Consider the following 17730-nt stretch of genomic DNA (forward strand, 5'->3'; position numbering starts at 1 on the left):
CTTTTTGTTGCATGGAATTGCAGCTTTGAGGCGCACAAAAAAACCGCCAGCCCAGATAGGCCAGCGGAGATTATAATCAATATAAGTGCATTAAACTGCTTAGGCTTCCTCTTCAATGAACTACCGTTGCTCCGGGCAGCTCAGCTTCAAGCGTCAGTTCCTCTTCGTGTACCCGCTCCACATGCTTATGCGGACGCCGCTGGTTCATCTGGTTCAGCAGCTGAGACACCGGCATCAGCATCATCTTGGGCACCAGTACCTCGCTGCGTACCTTGAGCCTTGCCCCGCCCGAGGGGTGGATGACGCTCAGCAGAACACTAAGGTAGAATTTGGTCGAGCGGGCGAACATGCCGCTGGGCAGATCCACCACCATGAAGCCGAATTTCTCCGGCCCGCGGTTGATCATACTCACGCCGTAGAGCGCCTTCGCTTCGGCCAGCTCGAGTTCACCGGCAATCTGCACTGCGAGCAGCGGCAGATCCTTCTCCATCCGGCGGATCATGCGGATCGCCAGCTGGGCCGGAGAACGGGAATGAATCCCCAGCTCGAACAGCTGCCTGTTGTCGATATGCAGCTCAATGACCTTGTCGCCTTTGCTCAAGGTCTCGCCGTTGTCCATCAGCACTGTATTACCCTGATACTTGCGCAGACGGTAATGAAGGAACGGATCTGCAGGCGTTATCGTCTTGAGCTGGAACATTAGCTGGAACAGCTTCTCCCACGCCAGCCACAAGCCGACAAGCAGCCGCTTGCGGAAGGACAGATGCGTGATCGGGGAGCGCTGCACCGCCTTGATCATCTCGTCAATCCGGACGCTGTGCAGTCCGCGCCGCTCGGCCTCGGCCAGCATCCGCTCCAGCGCAATCAGCATATGCTCCGGTGCATTCGGATCAGCGCCGATCGTCTTCCCGCAGTCATGCAGCAGCAGCACCTCACCCGGGCCGAGCTTCGCAATGAGCTTCTCGGTCAGCTTCTCCGCTCCAAGCTTCTCCTTCCAGTCGCCGAACATTGCCGACCACAGCACAATCTGCACCTGACGGCGTTTGGAGAAGTCGAACAGGTTCACGATTCCCCATGGAGGACGGTAATAAGTGCTGCGCTCGCCGGTAATGGAGAAGATGATCTCGTCCGTCCGGTCAATCTGCTTCCTCACCGTGGCGGGACGCATCAGCCAGTTCGTCTTGTGCACATAATTATGAATTCCGATCAAATGCCCTTCGTCATGCATTCGCTTGATGATCTCGGGGTGCTGCTCCGCGTGCGAGCCAACGACAAAAAAGGTCGCCTTCGCATCGTAGCGTTTAAGCAGATCCAGCAGCAGCGGTGTATAATGCGGGTCTGGCCCGTCATCAAAGGTCAGGCCGTAATCCGTACGCCCGATTCCTTTGCGGAAGACACGATAACCAAATAAACGGCTGATCATACCGGGAATAAAAGCATAAAAGGTAGAGATATAAAATAGCCAGAGCAGCAAAGTCTGCATGTACAATCACCGCTTTTCCAGAGTTGACTTTGGCTCGCCTTACGTCTGTTAAGAGAGATAGATGTGATACGGCCAAGTAGAGTAAGTAGAAGCGACAGCTTTAAAAAACATCACCTCCTAGTTTAACACAGCTGCCAAAGAAATAGACGTTTTTTATTAAAATCGTGTACAATGAGTTGAAGTGCAGGTTACAAATTCATCTTCACAAAGGGGTCGTTTAAATCTATGCTGCCGCTGTACAAAAAATATTGGCGCACCTTTTTCGACATTGGGCTGCTTGTTCTGACCGTATATTTAGTGATGCTCGGCTTCAGTAAATTGTACCAGCTGGCTGCGCCGGTGTTCCTGTCCTTTTTTGTATTTCTGCTGATTGAGCCGCTCGCCCGCTTCCTGAACCGCAAGGGAATGGCCAAGCCCTTCGCCTCCGCGATCTCCGTGGTGCTCTTCCTGGTCATCCTGCTGGGCGTCCTGTTCGGTGCCGGACTGCTGATAACGACCCAGGCGATTCACCTCCAGAATAATCTGCCCAAATATACATACGTGGTCCAGCAGCATTTCGCAGAGACTACGACCTATCTTCAGCTCAAAATCGATTCGCTTCCATCCGATGTGACGGATAAGCTGAACGGTTATTTCACGGATGCCACCAATATTCTCTCGAAGTGGATGGTCGCCTTCTTTAAATATATGGTCGGAGTGCTTGGCTCTTTCTCTTCCTTTATGGCTAATTTCGGGATTGCGATCATTCTCGCCTTTTTCCTCAGCATGGAGATTAAGGACTGGCGCCGAATTGCCCATGAGAAGCTGCCGAAGACGTTCAAGACCGCCTATGCCTTCCTGCAGGGAAATGTGTTCAAGGCTATCGGTTCTTATATCAAAGCACAGATGATCCTGATCAGCATCACCTTCGTCATTATTCTTGCTGGCCTGCTGATTCTTCGGACGGGCAATGTACTCACCATCGCGCTGGTCTGCGCCGTGGTCGATCTGCTTCCGCTGCTCGGGGTACCTGCGGTGCTGATCCCTTGGATCATCTATCTGTTCATTGTAGGCAATACGTCACTGGCTATCGGGCTCATCGTTCTGCTGGCGGTGGTAATGGTGGTTAGACAGCTGCTGGAGCCCAAAATCACAGGGAATTCGATCGGTGTCTCCTCCGCCTTCCTGATGCTCTCCTTCGTGATTCTGTCCTCCTCCCTGTTCGGGATAGCAGGACTCATTCTGTCGCCGATTCTGCTGATTCTGCTCAAGGAGCTGCTCCAGCAGGGATATCTCCAGCAGTGGATCTATCTGCCGCAGGAGGAGTTCGTCGTCTCGCCCTTCGCGGCCTCGGGGACCTCTACGGCAGGCGGTCCCGTAAGCGGCAGTCCAGCCGGGAATGCCGAGTCTAATGCGCAGCCTGCCGGTCCAGGCCCTCAGGCCCCGGTTGATCCGCCTTCCAGCCCCGACAACAGCTCGAACACCTGACCGAACAGGCGGGTGGCGGCCTGCGGACTGTCTGGAGCCACATTCTCTATCGCCACAGACACCGCATATTTCGGATGGTCAACCGGACCATAGCCGATGAACCATTGATTGTTGCGCGGCGTGCCATGCACCAGCGTCTGGGCCGTGCCTGATTTGCCGGCGAGCGGCCAAGCGGAAGGCTTCAGCATCCGGCCTGTGCCCTCTGTGACTACGCTGCGCATCATACCCAGCAGCACACGGGCAGTGGCCGGAGCGATCCGGCCCTCCGGCGCTGGCGTCAGATGTCCCGGGAGCTCCTTAAGCGTCTGTCCATTGGCAAAAGCAACCCGCTCCAGAATCCGCGGCGCTCTCACCTCACCGCCATGCAGCAGTGTGACGACCAGATTCGCTGCCTGCAGCGGAGTGATCCGCACATCGCGCTGGCCGATCGCCGTCTGGACTCTCGCCCCGCCGTCATCCGGCAGGAGCGTGGTGAAGATAGTACCCGGCTGCTCTCCGGCCAGCGGCCGGAGCAACGGCAAACCGAGCGTATTCTCCGCCTGCCACCCGATGCTCCGGCCCAGTCCAAGGGCAAGGGCGGTAGCTTGAAGCTTCACACCGCTCAGCCGCTCGGCCAGCGTAGCAAATACAGTATTACAGGACACGGCGAACCCTTGCTTAAGCGTAAGGGCGCCGTGTCCTTTGCCGTGGGGACAGGACAATCCGTATTTCCCATATGCTCCAGCACAGAAGAAGGGCTCCTCCGGTGTGGTCAGCCCGGCTTCAAGTGCGGCAGCGGCCGTCACAATTTTGAAGATGGAGCCCGGGGCGGCCGCTTGAAGAGCACGGTTGTTCCATTCTCCACCTTGCGGTGAGACCTGCTGCGGATTGTAGAACGGCAAGGAGACCATCGCTGCGATATCACCGCTCCGGCTGTCCATTACCACAATCGCCCCTTCCTTCACCCCGGCTTCCGCCGCCAGCTGCTCAATGCTCTCCTGAAGCTTCAGATCAATTGTGGTATATAGAGACAACGGATAATAGGGGTTGCCCGGCGCCTTGACTGTGATCGGGCTTCCCGGAACCCGTTTGCCGCGCGCGTCTACCTGGGCAACAGCCTCCGTGTGCCCCACGCCCTGAAGCAGCGGCTCCAGCGTCTTCTCCAGCCCGTCTGTACCGGTTCTTGGAATTCTCAGCCCTGTAGGGGATTGAGTGACAGCTTCGCCTGAAGCTTCAGACAGATAACCGAGCCACTGTCGGCCGGATGCAGACCCGTTATATCTGCGGGCAAAAGGCAGCGCCCGGACACCTTCGATCGCAAGCGCCTCCACTTCTCTGGCTTGCGGCAGAGTCAGGGCCAGCGGTCCCGTGCCTTGGCCGGAAGGCCAGAGCAGCGGCTCCTTCAGCCCCAGCCGTCTTGCCTGCAGTTGGCTGTAGCTGACGCCAAGAATCTCCGCCAGACGGTGAAGCTGCTGGTCATCGTTATATTCACCGGCACCATGATGCCGGTGAAGCTCTTCCTCCGGCGGGAACAGCGCAGCGGTCCAGACCGTCTCTCCAGCCAGCGCTCTTCCGTGTTTGTCATACAGCCGTCCTCTTCCGCTGTCCAGCACCGTCTCCCGTTCACTTTGCAGCTCTGCCATCTGAGCTACTGTGTAACGGGTACCACTTACAACACTATCCTTCAGCAGCAGCTGTACCCAGGCCAGCCTGATCATCAGGCCCGCCAGCAGCATACACAGGATCAGGCATCCCCAAAAGATACGTCTATGAATCAGCTTGTGCAATTGCTATTCCTCCATCCAGTGGGCTGCAGAACCATGGCTAATATTATGCCCACCTCATGAAGCAAAATAACCCTGCGGGTGAACGATGCTAATGCCTCTCTCTGGTCGCTTTTAAGGAGCAGTAATGGTAATGTTGCACTTTTGGGAGGAGCCCAGCACACTGTATTCGGTTTTTAGCTTACATGCCAAAAAACCGCCTTCCCTCTAGGGAAAGGCGGCGCTTATGAACAGATCACACGTTGAACTTGGATAATCGCTCCCGCAATCTGGAGGAAGCATTCTCCAGCTTACCGGAGAGCGTAACCAGATATTCGCTGACATTCTCCTGTTCTCCGGTCAGGGAAGCTACCTCTTCAGAGGCGGCCGAGGATTCTTCGGCGAAGGAGCTGACATTGCCTATCGTCTCTGACAAGACCTGCTGCGAGTGGTTCAGGCCGTCAATCGAAGAAGATACCGAATCCAGCCTGGTAATCAGCTGATGCATCTGCCCCTGTACACTAATGAAGATCTCACTGGTGTTCTGAACATAGTCCATCTGCTCCCCGAACAGCGGCGCAACCTCGGACAAGGCGTCTACCGTCTCATGCATATCCCGCATGATCCGGTCCGTAATCTCGCCCACCACGGCAATGGAACGCTTGGACTGCTCCGCCAGCTGGCGGATTTCATCAGCGACAACCGTGAAGCCCTTGCCCGCTTCCCCTGCCCGCGCCGCTTCAATAGTGGCGTTCAGCGACAGGATATTGGTCTGCTGGGTGATGCTCTGCATGACCTCCAGCACCTGAATGACCGATGAGGCAGTATCCTTAAGCTCATTCACCTTAAGGACCAGCTTGCCTGTCCTGTCGCCAGTCTCTTGCGTTCTGCCCAGCAGCTCCTGCAGCTTGACTACCCCCTCTGCACTCGCTTGCTCCACACTATGCGCAGTTCCGCCAATCTCATGGGCTACTGCAATGACAGCTTCCATCTTCTCCGAGATCTGAGCCGTCATCTCATTCCCCCGGTCCGCCTCCAGTGAGAGGCTGCCGGCACCGCCGGCAATCTCTTCCGTGGCTGCGGCAATATCCTTCGCTGCCACCGCTGTGTCCCGCGAGGCATTGCCAAGGGCTTCCGCTGCTTCCGTAACCTCACGCGCGGTCTCATTGGTGTGGACGACCAGCTCTGTAATCTGCTCCATCATCAGGTTGAAGGAGCCGGACAGCTGGCCTATCTCATCACGGGTGACGACATCAGTGCGTACGCGCAGATCCCCGTCTGCCCCCTTAACCATCAGATCCCGCAGCCGTGAGAGCGGACGCGAGACCATCCGTACCATCCAGAGTCCAATCAGTACGGCAACCGCGGCAGCGGCGGCAACCGCCAGGTAGGTCGTGTTAAGAATCCGTCCCGCGTCCTTGGTCAGATTGCCGGAAGGCACCACACCGAGCAGCCTCCAGCCGGAGGTATGCAGCGTGCCGTAGACCGCAAGAATGGATTTGCCCTGCTCATCTTTGGTCGGCAGAGAGCCGGAGGTGTCGCTTAAGCCCTTGAACAGAGTGCCGCCCAGGCGCAGATAGGTGTCCGTCTCCTCTTGCTGGGAAGAGGCGATCAGCTCATCTGCGGCCGTCAGCAGCTGGATGTAGGAACCCTGGCCCAGATCAACCATTTTCAGCTGGCTGTCAAGCTCTGTAGTCTTAATATCGCAGACCGCCAGATAACCGGTGTGACCCGCTTCCGCCGCCACAGACTTAGCGAAACGCACTACTCCTGCGGCCTGTCCCTGCTTCAACGCTTCAGTAATCCACTGGCTCTGCGGCTTATCCCTCAGCTGCTTGTACCATGCTGCATCACGGATAGCCGCCAGGAAATCATTGTCCACTTCACCGGCTCCGGCAGCGGGCAACGCTTCATCCAGCGGAACCAGATACACTGCCTGCACCCCAGGCACGGCCGAGAGCCATTGACCGAGCTCCCCGTTAATCGTCCCGGACAGCTCCGTGCGCTTCGCTGAATCTGCGGCAGCAAGACCTTCCAAGGCAATAGCCTGTTGAATATCCTCATTGTAGAACAGCTGACCCAGATTATCTTCATAGCGCAGCAGGCTCACATCCAGCTTCTCTGCCGTCTGCTCCACGGTCTGCTGATTAGCGGACAATGCATTGTTCTCAATCGTGTGTCTCGCCACAGCGTAGGAAATATACCCCAGAGACAGCACAATACCCATGGTCGCGATGAAAAAAACCAGAAAGAGCCGCATCCCCAGCGACTTGGAGGGATGCAGCCGAGAAAGAATAGAGCTACTGCGAACTGTTAAACTGCTCAAAAAACCACCGCCAGATTCTATGTATTCTTGATATTCATGATCCTATTCATGATATACCATCAGCTCCTTGGTGGCTGTGATTTTGTTGTATGCAGCAAATTGCGTCGGATGGCGGACAGGTCTAGATCTTACCAGGACCGGCATCATCGCCAACCTCTTCATGAGTATCGATTACGTAGTTAACAATCTCTTGGACAGTAGTGTAGGCAACACCAACATAGGTATCCGCAGCCCCGTAATAGATAGCAATCCGGCCGGTATCCGCATCGTTCAGCGCAGCACAAGGGAAGAGCACGTTGTTGACAAATCCTCTTTCTTCATACCACTCTTCCGGGGTCAGCACGAAGTTCCGGGAGCGGTATTTCACTCTCGAAGGCTCATCCGCATCCAGAATCACAGCGCCCATGCTGTAGACGAGACCGTTGCAGGTCCCTGTAACCCCGTGATAGAACATCAGCCAGCCTTCCGAGGTCTCAATGGGCGCAGGTCCGCCGCCGATCTTGGTGCTCTGCCACCAGCCTTGTCCGCCCTTGGTCATGACATGACGGTGTTTGCCCCAGTATACGAAGTCAGGGCTCTCGCTCAGGAAGACATCACCGAACGGCGTATGTCCGCTGTCGCTTGGACGGGAGAGCATGACGAAATTGCCGCCTATTTTCTTCGGGAACAGCACGCCGTTGCGGTTGAACGGCAGGAACGGATTCTCCAGGCTGATGAAATGCTTGAAATCCTGTGTCTTCGCTACACCGATGGCTGCTCCATAGAAGTCTGTGCACCAGATGATGTAATACGTATCCTCCACCTTCACCAGACGGGGATCGTACGCGTAACGAGGCATGTAAGGGTTACCTGTCTCGTCTGTGAATTGGATCGGCTGCTCATCAATGACCCAATCCAGGCCATTCACGCTGCGGCCCATCCGCAGATGGGGGCGGGTCGTGTGATCTTCCACGCGGAAGACTCCCAGGAAGCTGCCTTCATAAGCAATCACGGCGCTGTTGAAGATACGGGCGACCCCTTTGGCCGGATTGCGCCTGATCACCGGGTTATCGCTATGCCTCCAGACCGGATTATCATTCCCGGCAGGTCTGTCCTGCCATGGTATATTCGGCAGGCTGTGGCTGCCAGTCAGCTTTACTTCTCTCATAATAGAATCCCTCCAAATGTTAAATACAGCAGTCGCTGCGGATAAGTGTAGTGTACGGCATCCGTTTTATTTGACCGACCCTTGGGCGAAGCCGTTATAAATGTATTTTTGCAGCGCGACGAACGCAATGAGCGTCGGAATGATGGCGATCATAATCGCGGCGCAGATAACCTCCCACTGGGAGCCGTAGGGTCCTTTGAATTTGAACAGTGCGGTAGATACGACCTGCAGGCTGCTTTTGGGCATATACAGGAACGGGGTGTAGAAGTCATTGTAGATATTAACACCCTTCACGATGATCACCGTCACAATGGCCGGACTCAGCAGCGGAAGAATGATTCTCCAGTAGATCGTCCAGTAGGAGGCACCATCCAGCATTGCGGATTCATCCAGCGATTCAGAGATCGAGTCCAGGAACTGCATGAAGATATAGACAGCGATAATATCGGTCCCCAGATACATCAGAATCGGCGCCCAGCGGGTATTGAACAAATCCAGAGCATTGATAATCTGAAAAGTTGCTACTTGGGTAGTTACTCCGGGAATCAGCGTAGCCAGCAGAAAAGCCCCCATCAGCGCCTTGCTGCCTCTGAATTTGAACCGGGCCAGAATATAAGCCATCATCGAACCGGTAAGAGTGGCGCCGGCGATGGAGATCAACACGATAATAATCGTGTTCATGAAGCCGAGCAGCATGTTCCCGTCTACGAAGGCTTTGGTGTAGTTGGCGAAATTCAGCCAGTTCTCCGGCAGGGTCAGCGGACCGGTTGAAGCGTACTCAGCATTGGTCTTCAGGGAGGCGAAGAAGACAACGACAATCGGGATCAGCGCCATCAGCGCACCCAGCACGAGGGAGAGATATTTGAAGAAGGCCGCCAGATTGTATTTCAAGGTATGCATCGCTCTATTTCTCCTCCTTGATCAGAATGCGCTGCAGAATGGTAACCAGAACAACGATGCCCAGCAGGACCACAGCCATTGCCGAAGCCAGCCCCAGCTTACTGTATTTAAAGGCCACATCGACGGTCTGGATGACAAAAGTGCCGCTGCCGTTGGAGCCGCCGGTCATAACGTACGGAATTTCAAACACCCCGATCGCCCCGCTAACCGCGAGGATCAGATTGAGCTGGAGGATACGCTTGATGCTTGGGATGATAATATGCCGGAACTGATGCCAGCGGTTAGCGCCGTCTATCTCCGAGGCTTCATAGATATCGCTGCCGATCGAGGAGATTGCGCCCAGGAAGATAATAAAGTTCATCCCCATATACCTCCATACCGAGGCAAAAGCGAGAGAGATGTTAATGAGCTGCGGATTCAGCAGCCATTTCTGTTGCAGCGCCCCGAGTCCAAGCAGATCAAGAATGGTATTAAGAGTGCCTTCCGGCTTGAAGAAGAACAGGAAGATGAACCCGATCGCCACACCGTTCAGCAAGGTCGGAAAGAACAGAATCCCCTTGAACCAGTTCTTCATCCGGACATTGAAGCTCAGAATCGTGGCAAAATAAAGCGCCAGCCCCATCTGGACAAAGGTGGCAAAAAAGTAATACAAGCTGACCTTGAACACGGCGAAGTACTCCGGTTTGGTAAAGATCGTCTTATAGTTATCGAAGCCGATATACTCCATATTTTTGCTTAGCCCGTTCCAGCTGGTGAAGCTGTACTGAAACATTTTGAGCACAGGTAAATAGGAGAACGTCAGCAGCAGAACTACAGGTACTAGCGAAAATAAAAAGATGATCAGAATCCGTTGATTTTTATAGCTCATGTTAGACAATTTGGGCACTCTCCACACCTCCAGAAAACTTACTGCTCTTAAGTCCGCTTCCATCCCCGTAAAAGTGAAGGGGATTATGCCGTTACCGGCATCTCCCCTTTCCTTAGTTCTTTAATTTACTTGGCAGTCACAATTTTGGCTCTGGCTGCTTTCCATTTATCATTCAGTTCTTTCATAATGTCATCATAGGATTGCTTGCGGTTGCCAATCGCCGCCTCGATGATTACTTTCTTGAAGTCAGGCTGCCAGAGACCGATTTCAGCTTCTTTATCAATGGCATCCACCCAGCCCTCTTCACCGGCTTTGGCTGGAGCAAGCGTGTCAAAGGTAATGTCTGTGCCTGCAAATTGCTTGAGAATTTCCGGCAATTCCGCTCCTTTTACAGGGCTCATGCCCCCGCCTTCAGTAGTCGGGTAACCGGATTCATTGATGAACCAGTCTACCCAGGCTCTGGCGGCCTCTTTGTTTTTACTGTGAAGGCTAACCCCCAGATTATAGTCGTCAGACAGAGGCACCAGGATCTTGTCGGCGTTGGTAGGGAATGGCATGAAGCCTATATCATCCGGGCTGGCAGCCAGCCCTTTAATCTGACCGATGGCCCAGGAGCCAAGCATCATCGTACCGATTTTACCGTTCGCCAGATCTGCCTTGGAGGATTCCCAGTCTGTAGTCGTCGGGTCCTCTTCGATCAGACCGTCTTTGGCTGCATCGTACATTACCTTGTACAGCTCGTAGTGCGGCTGGCCTGGAACGAAGTTATCGTCGGAGGCCACCTGGCCGATGTTGACATATTCACGGTCTCCGGCAACGGTAGCCAGATCCCCTTCCCACTGGGTCAGCGTCCAGCCCGCAGCATAGTTCGTGTAGAGAGGGACCGCATCCGTCTTCTCCTTGATGCTCTTCAGTGCGGCGGAGAACTGGTCAAAGGTTCTTGGAACCTCGGTCACTCCGGCATCCTTGAAGACCTGCTTGTTGTAGATCACGCCGGAGAAATTAACCGTAATCGGAATGCCGTAGGAAATCCCGTCTACTGTCCGCTCTTCCAGGCCTGTATATTGCTGCTCCAGGTCAGACTTTTTACCCAGCGGCTCGAAGAAGTCCGGCAGATCCTTGATCGCTACGCTGGTAGGCAGCAGCAGAACATCCCCGTAATCACTGGTGCTCATGCGGATTTTGATCTGATCCTCATAGTTGGATAAGGCTTCGAAATTCACTTTAATATTCGGATATTTCTCATTGAACTTGGCGGCGTAGTCTTTGAACACGGTATCCACAATATCCGTCCGCTGCGTAATCACTGTAATATCACCCTTGAGCTCCTTCGCGGCATCTCCCTCTGGAGCGGCTGTTGCCTCCGCAGTGGTACCTGTGTTGCCGCCTGCATTGGTTGCTGCCGCATTAGTGGCATTATTGTTGTCAGATGCACAGCCGGAGAACAGCCCGGCCATCAGTGTCAGCGCTGCCAACCCGGTAACTGCTTTGGTTTTTTTCATCATATTTCTGACCCCTCTCTTCATTTGGAACGTCATAGAACAATAACAAAACAATAACAACATAATGATCCACCCAACAAATAGAACCCTAACCATTCCAAAATACACTTAAATTGCATGTTGTTATCGCTTACATTGCCATTATAGACCGTTATAATGCTTAAAACGATGGTTTAAATTGCTTTTTCTGGTCTTCAATTTGTTATTTTTGTTATATAAGAAATACAGTAAAGAAAAACACTGCTCAATCACCTCTGAGGAGGTGAAGGGCAGTGCAAGTGTGTTCGTATCATTCTAAGAGACGCATATCATGATCTGTACCGGTCTTTATACTCCTTGGGTGTCATGCCGCACATCTTTTTGAACAGCTTATTGAAATAGACCGGATCACTGTAGCCGACTTTGTCAGCAATCTCATAATTCTTCAGGTCAGGATGATGGAGCAGCATCTTCTTGGCCTCCACAATGCGGATGCCGATCAGGTAGTCCGTAATGGTCTGCCCTGTCTTATGCCTGAACAGCCTGCTGATATAACTCGCATTCATTCCCACGGCCTCAGCCAGCCGCTCAAGCTCGAAATTAAGCCCGTATTCCAGTTGAAGAATACTCTTCATCTGCTCTACCACATAATGCTCCCCGCCTTCAGAAGGCTGATGCAGCACTTCATCCGGGAGAGCAGCCGCAGGCGTCTGCCGGGTAGCTTCTACACTTTTGAGCAGATCATATAATTGTGCCTTATCAATGGGCTTCAGCAGATAATCAAGTACCCCGAAGCGCATCGCCTTACGGGCGTAGTCGAATTCACTGAAGCCGCTCAGTACAGCTATTGGCAGCTGCTTGAGATGCGCTCTCGCCTCTTCAATCAGCTTGAATCCATCCATTCTCGGCATCTTGATATCTGTAATAAGAAGATCGATCTCTTCCAGGCTTAGCTCCTGCAGATGGTTCCAGGCCTCAAGCCCGTTGCCGTATGAGCCGATTACCCTGACTTCCACATCCATTCTGGAAGCAATCTTCTCAAGCCCGCGGCGGATCACTTCCTCATCATCCGCAATCATGATCCGGATTACCACCCTATCGCCCCCGTCATTTTATCCGCAATGATAGCGTTATCAATAATTATAAACTTTACAGATCCAATAGAAAATGTGTCTATATCCACTTTTATAGTCTTCAATTTACTTCATCCATTTCCCGCTTGAATTCCAGCCCGAAAAGGGTTATAACATGGTTATATATAGTTATTATTATATACTAATATAATCATAACAATTATAAAAAAGACAACTCCCATACCAGCAAGCAATATTAAGGAGTGAACAGAACAGGATGAACAATGCAACCGAAGTGTGGCGCACCCGGCTGGAAGCAGAGCTGAAAGACAATATTCTCGGCTTCTGGATGAAGCAGACTGTCGACGAAACTCATGGCGGCTTTATCGGTGAGATGGACAACAAGCTGCAGGTGATACCCGGTGCAGACAAAAGCCTTGTACTGAATGCAAGGATTCTCTGGACATTTGCAAGTGCTTACAGAATCTATGGAACGGCAGAATATTTGACTATGGCGGAACGCGCCTATGATTATCTCATTCAGCATTTCACAGATCCCGAATTTGGCGGATTCTTCTGGATGGTGGATGAACACGGTGCTGCTTCCCAGCCTAAGAAGCAAATCTACGGACTTGCTTTTGTCATCTATGCCTTGGCTGAGTACCATCATGCCACCGGCCGGGAAGACGTCCTGCGCCAAGCCACCCAATTGTTCCATTTAATTGAGAAGCACGGTTATGACCCTCTTCACACAGGGTATATCGAAGCCTTGTCACGGGAGTGGGAGATGACCGACTCCCTAAGCCTCAGTTCGAAGGACATGAATGAGAAGAAATCCATGAATACGCATTTGCATGTGCTGGAAGGGTATACCGGTTTGTACCGGGTATGGAAATCAGAAGTGCTGGGACACAAGCTCGCTGAGCTGATCGAAACCATGCTGGAGCATATCCTGGATTCGGACGGCAAGCACTTCCATCTGTTCATGGATGAAGAGTGGCGGGTGAAGTCAGAGCTTATCTCCTTCGGCCACGACATAGAGGGAAGCTGGCTGCTCTATGAAGCTGCGGAAGTACTTGGAGACCAGGCCCTGCTTGAACGGGTGCGCAAGGCATCCCTGTCGATGGCCGAAGCCGCGCTGGCAGAGGGGATTGAAGTGGATGGCGGAATCTGGAACGAGGCCGATCGTAGCGGCTTCATCGATAAAGCCCATGAGTCCAGAGACTGGTGGCCGCAGGCTGAAGCCATGGTCGGATTCTACAATGCGTATCAGTTAACCGGAGATTCGCGGTTCCTGGAAGCCGCTGAGAACTCATGGAGCTTCACAGAGAAATATATTATTGATCATAAGCTGGGCGAATGGCACTGGGGTGTGGATGAATCCCTGCAGCCGCTGGCCCATGCACCCAAGGTGAGCGCCTGGAAATGTCCCTATCATAACAGCCGGGCCTGCTTCGAGATGATTAGACGGCTTGGCGAACCATTACATGTAGAGGAGATTATTGAATGAGCACAATCTTTGAACAACGGAAGCAGGCGCTGACGCAGCGCTATGAAGCGCTCATCGGCCGCACCAATGAGAAGCTGCCTTACGGCAACGGTATTTATGACCGCTACAGGTATCCCCTGCTCACTGCGGAGCACGCCCCCCTGATCTGGCGTTACGACTTCAATGAAGAGAGCAATCCTTATTTCGCAGAGAGAATCGGAGTGAACGGCGTATTCAATCCCGGCGCCATTGAGCTGAATGGCATGTTCTACCTCGTTGCCCGTGTAGAGGGCAATGACCGCAAATCCTTCTTCGCCGTTGCCGAGAGCAGCAGCGGAGTGGACGGCTTCCGCTTCTGGGATCACCCGGTAGTGCTTCCCGAGACTGCAGACCCGGATATTAACGTCTACGATATGCGACTGGTGAAGCATCAAGACGGCTGGATCTACGGCCTGTTCTGCAGCGAACGCAAGGACCCGGAAGCTCTCCCTGGTGATTTATCCAGCGCCGTTGCGCAGTGCGGGATTGCCCGCACCAAGGATCTCAAGACCTGGGAACGGCTCGCCGATCTCAAGACCGGCTCCGCCCAGCAGCGCAACGTGGTCCTGCATCCAGAGTTCGTTGACGGCAAGTATGCCTTCTACACGCGCCCGCAGGACGGGTTCATCGACGCCGGTTCCGGCGGCGGCATCGGCTGGGGCTTATCGGAGCAGATTGAGCACGCTGTAATCACCCGTGAGACGATTATCGACCAGCGCTACTACCATACCATCAAAGAAGTGAAGAACGGCCAAGGCCCGGCCCCGATCAGAACTCCGCTCGGCTGGCTGCACATCGCCCATGGTGTCCGGGGCACTGCTGCCGGACTGCGCTATGTGCTGTATGCCTTCCTGTCTGACCTTGCGGAGCCTAACCGCGTAACTCATGCCCCAGGCGGGCATTTCATTGCTCCGGACGGCGAAGAACGCGTCGGTGACGTATCCAACGTTGTCTTTTGCAACGGTGTAATCGCCCGTGAGAACGGAGAGGTATTCATTTACTACGCCTCCTCCGATACCCGTATCCATGTAGCTACCACCACCGTAGACCAACTGCTCGATTATGTCATGAATACTCCTGAAGATCCGCTTCGTTCCTATGCTTGCGTTCAGCAGCGCATCGCTTTGATCGACCGGAATTTACAATTGAAATAACGCAAACAAGCGGAAACGGTACCGTCCTTTTAGAGGACGGTACCGTTTTAGCGAGAAATAGAAGGATAAGTTATCGTGTGCAACATATAAATTCTTATATTTCAGCTAAAGCTCCACTTTGCGGGGTTATTTTGTTGCTTCAAGACCGGGGTTTGCCTACAGAGTCCCGGTGGACGATATCTGCCGAGATCAGAATTTTCTCCAGCGGTACAGCGGGATTCTGGATACGGTTCAGCAGCTTCTCTACAGCTGCCCGGCCCATAGCCTCCTTAGGAACATGCACGGTTGTAAGCGGAGTAACCCCCCGCAGGGAATCCTCGATATTGTCAAAACCTGTGACCGAAATATCAGCGGGAATACTAAGCCCGGCTTCCCGCAGCATTTCACTGACGTCGAGGGCTGTAAAGTCGTTGGCACACACAATTGCCGTAGGCAGCGTATCCGATTCTTTCCGGGTGGCTACCCAGCGTCTGAATTCGTCGCGGAGCATTTGGTCATCCATTCCCTCCAGCAGCAGTTCGTCACCTATGGCCGGGACCCTCAGATGATTCTCCTCCAAGGCGCTGCGGAACCCGATCCAGCGGTCACGGAAGCTGCGGGAGTAACGGATATTGCCGATAAAGTGAAATAGAGAATGTCCGGTGCCTATCAGATGATTGACGAGCCGGGTCATCGAATCGATGTTATTCGCAAATACAGTATCACACGGAATTAAAGCATCCTCATGGTCGATCATGACCAGCGGAAGCCCGATCCGGTGCACTTCGAGCAGGAGTGAGGTGGAGATCTGCCCTACTCCGATCAGACCGAGCAGGCCGTCAGGATTGAGCACATTAACGAAATTATCAGCCCGGTGCTCTGAAATAATCACCATGCCCAGCCCCTCCTGATCCAGCGCCAGCGCAATGCCATCGACGATTTTGCCCCAATATAGTGAATCCTGGGTCTGAGAGCGGATATTGGGCATCAGCACCAGCACGGACTGCTTATTGCGGTCTTGCTCTCCAGACAGGGAACGGCGCTTGGGACTTTGCACATAGGCGTTTTTTTGGGTGAAATATCCAAGCTGAGAGGCGGCTTGAATGACCCGCTCACGGGTGGTCTCATTGACCCCGTCCTTGCCGGAGAGCGATTTGGATACGACGAACTTGGAGACTCCAAGATGATCGGCTATTTTTTGCATCGTTACTTTTTTGGCCACAACACTACCTCCAGAATTTGATCTTGCTTGTTCGCAGCCCCCGGCGGTTACGGAGCAGACTGCTGACTCATACGCGCTTCCTTCCATTTCGCATTCAACTGGTCAAAGGACTTCTGCAGATCCGGTGCCGCGAGCACATCTTGAATATAATCGCCCGACCAGAAGCTCAGCTTCGTCCGGTTCGCCAGATCAATGAACGCATCCGTCTGCACCGTAGCCTCAACCAGCTTCGGATGATAGGAGAGGAACTCGCTGTATTGCTGTAAAGCGGGTTCGTCCGAACCCTTCGCCGGAAGAAACCCCCAGTCTCTCGCATACGGCGTTTCTGTAATGAAATACTCCAGCCAAGCCATCGCAAGCTCTTTATTGCGGCTGTACCTGCTGACCCCCATGAACCAGTCGGGATTCAGCGCAGCATAGTGGACCTGGTGATTATCATAGGGAAAAGGAAAGAAGCCGATATCCTCCGGTGAAGCACCTGCATCCATAATCTGCCGGATGGTCCAGTTCCCCTGGAGATACATGCCCGCTTCCCCTTTGGCCAGCCTGGCTTTGGAGATCTCCCAGCTGTTGGAGAATAGCTGTTCCTCGACATAGCCCTTGGCCAGCATCGTCCTGGCAATTCCCAGAGCCTGCCCCCATTCGTTACCGATCTGCCAGGGGCTGTCCTCATGGACCATATCATTCAAATAATCAGGGTTACCCGTCATATAATTAACCAGGTTATTGCCCCACTCCCGCAGCGGCCAGACTGCCCCGTAATTCATATACAGCGGGATAATGCCCGCCTGCTTCAGCTTGGCACAGGCCGCGTAGAACTCATCCAGCGTCTGCGGTACCTGCTCAATTCCCGCCTGCTCAAAAGCCTTCTTGTTGTAGACGATTCCGCTCGTAGTCGTACCTGTAGACAGACCGTATCGCTTGCCGCCAAAGGTTGCAAAGGTTGTGAATCGCTCCTGCGCCGCCAGTTCCCCGCTCAAAGGCTCGAAGAAAAGCTCCAGCTCCTTCGCAGGCAGATTGACCGGCAGCAACAGGACATCCCCTGTATCCTTGGTGGACAAGCGAACCAGGATATCCGTGGCATAGTTAGACAGCCCCTCGAATTCCACATGCGCCTCAGGATACCGCTTCCTGAATTCATCCGCGTAGTCCCTGAAGGTCCCATTCTCAATCAGGTCAATCCGGTTCGTCAGCATCACGATGGTCCCGGACAGCCCGGAAACCGCTTCCTCTCCGGCAGAAGCAGCCGGGACCGATTCCGGCCCTGTGCTGCTCCGGCTGCTACAGCCGCTTGCCAGCAGGAGCAGCATTAGCAGCAGTACAGCATACACCGGAAAGCGTACAATCCTCCGTCTCAAGC

13 protein-coding genes are annotated in these 17730 nt (G+C 53.6%); 3 read left to right on the forward strand and 10 right to left on the reverse strand.

Annotation, left to right across the window (positions count from 1 at the left end):
* Positions 1–112: 112 nt before the first annotated feature.
* The gene (locus tag MKY96_RS20135) at positions 113–1483 is read right to left on the reverse strand and encodes a polysaccharide deacetylase family protein (RefSeq protein ID WP_340942716.1); all 1371 of its coding nucleotides are present in this window, start codon (positions 1481–1483) and stop codon (positions 113–115) included.
* 225 nt (positions 1484–1708) lie between these two features.
* Here MKY96_RS20135 and MKY96_RS20140 point away from each other — a divergent pair, with 225 nt between their 5' ends.
* Positions 1709–2950 (forward strand): AI-2E family transporter, encoded by a 1242-nt coding sequence (locus MKY96_RS20140; protein WP_340942718.1) that lies wholly within the window; start codon positions 1709–1711, stop codon positions 2948–2950.
* Here MKY96_RS20140 and MKY96_RS20145 read toward each other — a convergent pair.
* The 7 genes from MKY96_RS20145 to MKY96_RS20180 all read right to left on the reverse strand — a co-directional run bounded on the left by MKY96_RS20145 (position 2899) and on the right by MKY96_RS20180 (position 12508).
* Entirely contained in the window at positions 2899–4716 is a 1818-nt protein-coding gene (locus tag MKY96_RS20145; RefSeq protein WP_340942719.1) for a peptidoglycan D,D-transpeptidase FtsI family protein, read from the reverse strand. The two genes, MKY96_RS20140 and MKY96_RS20145, sit on opposite strands and share 52 nt — an antisense overlap.
* Before the next feature lie 232 nt (positions 4717–4948).
* Positions 4949–6919, reverse strand: coding sequence for a methyl-accepting chemotaxis protein (locus MKY96_RS20150; protein WP_340942720.1), 1971 nt, complete (start codon positions 6917–6919; stop codon positions 4949–4951).
* Positions 6920–7139: 220 nt separating this feature from the next.
* The gene (locus MKY96_RS20160; protein WP_340942721.1) at positions 7140–8165 is read right to left on the reverse strand and encodes a glycoside hydrolase family 130 protein; all 1026 of its coding nucleotides are present in this window, start codon (positions 8163–8165) and stop codon (positions 7140–7142) included.
* A gap of 66 nt (positions 8166–8231) precedes the next feature.
* Complete coding sequence (locus MKY96_RS20165) at positions 8232–9065, reverse strand: carbohydrate ABC transporter permease (RefSeq protein ID WP_339254863.1); 834 nt, start codon at positions 9063–9065, stop codon at positions 8232–8234.
* A 4-nt stretch (positions 9066–9069) separates the two neighbouring features.
* Positions 9070–9951: a carbohydrate ABC transporter permease gene (locus MKY96_RS20170; protein ID WP_340942723.1), complete on the reverse strand. Its 882-nt coding sequence runs from the start codon at positions 9949–9951 to the stop codon at positions 9070–9072.
* 107 nt (positions 9952–10058) lie between these two features.
* Positions 10059–11435 (reverse strand): ABC transporter substrate-binding protein, encoded by a 1377-nt coding sequence (locus tag MKY96_RS20175; RefSeq protein ID WP_340944659.1) that lies wholly within the window; start codon positions 11433–11435, stop codon positions 10059–10061.
* A gap of 308 nt (positions 11436–11743) precedes the next feature.
* Positions 11744–12508, reverse strand: coding sequence for a response regulator (locus MKY96_RS20180; RefSeq protein ID WP_340942724.1), 765 nt, complete (start codon positions 12506–12508; stop codon positions 11744–11746).
* A gap of 256 nt (positions 12509–12764) precedes the next feature.
* On the opposite strand from MKY96_RS20180, the gene MKY96_RS20185 reads away from it, so the two are divergent.
* Positions 12765–13997, forward strand: coding sequence for an AGE family epimerase/isomerase (locus tag MKY96_RS20185; protein WP_340942725.1), 1233 nt, complete (start codon positions 12765–12767; stop codon positions 13995–13997).
* Positions 13994–15169 carry a glycoside hydrolase family 130 protein gene (locus MKY96_RS20190; protein ID WP_340942726.1) on the forward strand — a complete coding sequence of 392 codons (1176 nt, stop codon included), beginning with the start codon at positions 13994–13996 and terminating at the stop codon, positions 15167–15169. The genes MKY96_RS20185 and MKY96_RS20190 overlap by 4 nt, the downstream gene beginning before the upstream one ends.
* A gap of 139 nt (positions 15170–15308) precedes the next feature.
* Here MKY96_RS20190 and MKY96_RS20195 read toward each other — a convergent pair whose 3' ends face one another.
* Both MKY96_RS20195 and MKY96_RS20200 read right to left on the reverse strand, forming a co-directional pair.
* On the reverse strand, positions 15309–16370 hold the full coding sequence (locus MKY96_RS20195; protein WP_340942727.1) for a LacI family DNA-binding transcriptional regulator: 1062 nt from the start codon (positions 16368–16370) through the stop codon (positions 15309–15311).
* Positions 16371–16417: 47 nt separating this feature from the next.
* The gene (locus tag MKY96_RS20200) at positions 16418–17728 is read right to left on the reverse strand and encodes an ABC transporter substrate-binding protein (protein WP_445671451.1); all 1311 of its coding nucleotides are present in this window, start codon (positions 17726–17728) and stop codon (positions 16418–16420) included.
* Positions 17729–17730: the final 2 nt, after the last annotated feature.

Source organism: Paenibacillus sp. FSL R7-0302 (assembly GCF_038006885.1).
Taxonomy (GTDB): Bacteria; Bacillota; Bacilli; order Paenibacillales; family Paenibacillaceae; genus Paenibacillus_AQ.